The organism is Alkalibacterium iburiense (assembly GCF_039521845.1).
GTDB classification, from domain to species: Bacteria; Bacillota; Bacilli; order Lactobacillales; family Carnobacteriaceae_A; genus Alkalibacterium; species Alkalibacterium iburiense.
Genome location: NZ_BAAACW010000160.1, coordinates 1 through 2869 on the forward strand (window position 1 = coordinate 1; position 2869 = coordinate 2869).

The following is a 2869-nucleotide window of genomic DNA, read 5'->3' on the forward strand; positions in this document are numbered from 1 at the left end:
GTATTATACTTATCCATGTGTAGATCCTTTGTATTGGTCTTGGATAAGTCATCCAAGTACTAGTATAAAGGATTTTTTTATGCCATGGAATAGTTAAATTTTTAATGCAACACTAGTGATCTCTATTGAACTTTTCGTGTACAGCTTTTACATACTACTGTTAGAAATCATGTTTCAAACTCTAAAGTTACGGAGCTTTTTATATCCAGTTTAACTTTTGTTTTCTTCAATCAATGGTGCAAACAACTTTTTAATACGTTCAATATGACCTTCAATACTTTCCTTGACTTCAAAAGTGACTTGTTCATGACCGTTTTCATTTATATGGTTCAATAAATTATCAAGATAATCTTTACTGTTTGGGAAAAGGTGTGAGCTACCCACTGTCCACCAAGTCCAATTGGTATTTTTTTTCCTTTGATTTATGAGTGACAATTTTTTACTCACATCCCTTCGTATACTATCGCTGTTTCCGGAATTAAACGCTACCGATACTCGTAAGGAGTCCGACTTATTCCCCACCTCTACAAAATAGCTTTTCTGATCTTTCCACCCACTGTTTATGCCATCAGGAAATTGTGGAAAAACTTTGTCTAACTCCTCTATTTGAAATCGCAACATTGTTTTTGAAGAATACTGTTCCTCAAATATTATTTTATTTTCTTCTTTTAATTCCGTTAATACTTCCAGAATAATCTCGTGCATGGTGGAATTAATATCAGGTTTGACTTCATATATTAAATCCAGTGCTTCTTGGTATTCAATGTAAATTCTCCGACATATTTTTCTTAATTCATCATCCATTAAAATATTTCTCCTTATCATCTTAATATAATCAATAATCAGAATTTCCACTTTAGAAATTAATTCGTAATCGGCTATTATTTTATTTAGAATTTCTATAACTTCCGTATAAGTAATTGTCCCCCAACTTCCTCTGGAAGGTGCTGTACCGTCTGTATTTAAGAAGATAAATAACTTGTCGTAATCTGGATAATGGTTGACGACATAATTCTCGTACTTTTTCAACTGATGAGGAGATTCAGATGCTTCAATTTTGTTTTCAATGCAAACTACCAGTTTATTTTTTTCTGATACCAATAATAAATCAATATTATGAAGTTCCCTGTAAACGAAGACATCATCAAAATCCCCTAAAATTAAATCAAATACATTAATCTCTAATTCTTGCTGAAAGAAATGTTTATTTGTTTTATGGAATTTAATTAAAAACTCTTTGAAAAAAGCATCTTTAAAACCATGCGAAGCAGATGGATTAAATAAATAAGCTAAAAAATTACTGTGCCTAATTTCTTGATTCGAAATTTTTAGAATATTAAATATGTTTGCTTCCTGTGTCCATGGCCGTAGCTGTTCTTGTATTTTATCCATATTTTCTATTAAATCTTGTAATTTTTCATATACAGCATCTGACATAGTATGTCTCCTTCCTTGAATCTACATTATTGGCAATTATCTATTTTTTATTTGCAAAATGACTTCTAATAGTGTTACGTATCGATTATATATCTTTATTTGTGGAGAGCTTTTAACCTATGGATGACAAAAGTCATCTACAAAACATTAGAGCTTTAGTTGCGTCGTAAATGGTCATTATTAACTATTCATAAAAATAACTGTCTAATAAACAGACTTTGATTCTAATTCATACTTGAGTATTGAAATAAATTCATTTTATTTGTCTAAGATATTCAACATACTTAACCAATTTAATATCACTTTATTTTTTCTTCATTAAAGTAAAAAGAAGCACCGTCAGATTGAACGGAGCTCTTCGTCAATAATTATATAATTAAATGGTTCCAATTTTTACTCCGCCTCGCTCAGCTTCCCACCTTCTGAGGGTACGTTCTTCATTTTTGTTACGTGGCCGTTTGCGACTAAGATCGGTTGCCGTTCTATTGCCAAAACGTTTATTTCTGATTACCTTATTAATGTCTAATGTTTCGTTAGTACTTACATTATATTCATTTCTGACTCTTACCTTTATATTTGCCATAGGACAACCTCTCCTTTCTCTTGTATAGTATATTATACTACTTCTCAACAATAAAATATACTATTCCCCAATATGATTTAACGCCTTAAGCAGCTCTTTATTATGTGCAAGCCTATTATTTGGGGTGGACTTTATCCATAAATCAAATTCATCCATCGTACATGCTTCTTCTTTAATTGTAAGAATGTACCTTTACCCTCATCATCTATTTCGTGAGTATAACCCACGTTAATTGGGAACAATAATAAGCCACAGTACTCTCTAATTTAATGAATGTTTGAGTTAAATTAGTTCAGCGCATGCTTTCTCGCACGTTCAACCAAGTCCTCAAACAAAACTAAAGAATGAGTGTCAGCCGCATGAGTACTTTCCGGATGCCACTGTATGGCAATAAAATTTTGATTTGGATCTTCCGATTCTACTGCTTCAATCACCCCATCTTCTGAAACAGCCGTTGCTCGGAGACCCTCACCTAACTCATTGATGATTTGATGGTGCAGGGAATTGACGGGCAGTTCTTCTGGTAAAATAGTTCCCAGGTAAGAATTCGGGTCCACCTTCACCTGGTGAATGGTCTGGTCGGCAGGAATATCTTGTTCGTGCTTTTCATAAGTACCTTCCCTTTCACTCAAATCTTGATGCAAGGTTCCACCAAAAACGACATTCAGTAATTGCATGCCTCGACACACACCTAAAATCGGTTTTTTCCTTGTCATCATCTCTTCAATTAAGGCCATTTCTGCCTTGTCACGATCAGGAGAAGTCGTATGTGTGACTTCCTGTTTATGGCAATATAAAAGTAGATAGTATTGCAACGAAAATCTTAGAAGCTTGAACAAACAAAAAAGG

Annotated in this window: 3 protein-coding genes; all 3 read right to left on the reverse strand. The window is 33.3% G+C overall.

Going from position 1 to position 2869, the window contains the following annotated elements; translation table 11 throughout:
• Positions 1 to 210 precede the first annotated feature (210 nt).
• Complete coding sequence (locus ABDZ53_RS11875) at positions 211 to 1437, reverse strand: PDDEXK-like family protein (RefSeq protein ID WP_343756801.1); 1227 nt, start codon at positions 1435 to 1437, stop codon at positions 211 to 213.
• A 376-nt stretch (positions 1438 to 1813) separates the two neighbouring features.
• Positions 1814 to 2020, reverse strand: a complete 207-nt coding sequence (locus tag ABDZ53_RS11880) for a hypothetical protein (RefSeq protein WP_343756803.1) — start codon at positions 2018 to 2020, stop codon at positions 1814 to 1816.
• Between the two features lie 287 nt (positions 2021 to 2307).
• The coding region (locus ABDZ53_RS11885) for a gamma-glutamyl-gamma-aminobutyrate hydrolase family protein (RefSeq protein ID WP_343756805.1) at positions 2308 to 2869 on the reverse strand (562 nt) is incomplete at its 5' end.

Excerpts from the sequence above, each read along its gene's own strand:
- ABDZ53_RS11875 (WP_343756801.1), bottom strand. The coding sequence starts at position 1,437 with ATGTCAGATGCTGTATATGAAAAATTACAAGATTTAATAGAAAATATG.
- ABDZ53_RS11880 (WP_343756803.1), bottom strand. The coding sequence starts at position 2,020 with ATGGCAAATATAAAGGTAAGAGTCAGAAATGAATATAATGTAAGTACT.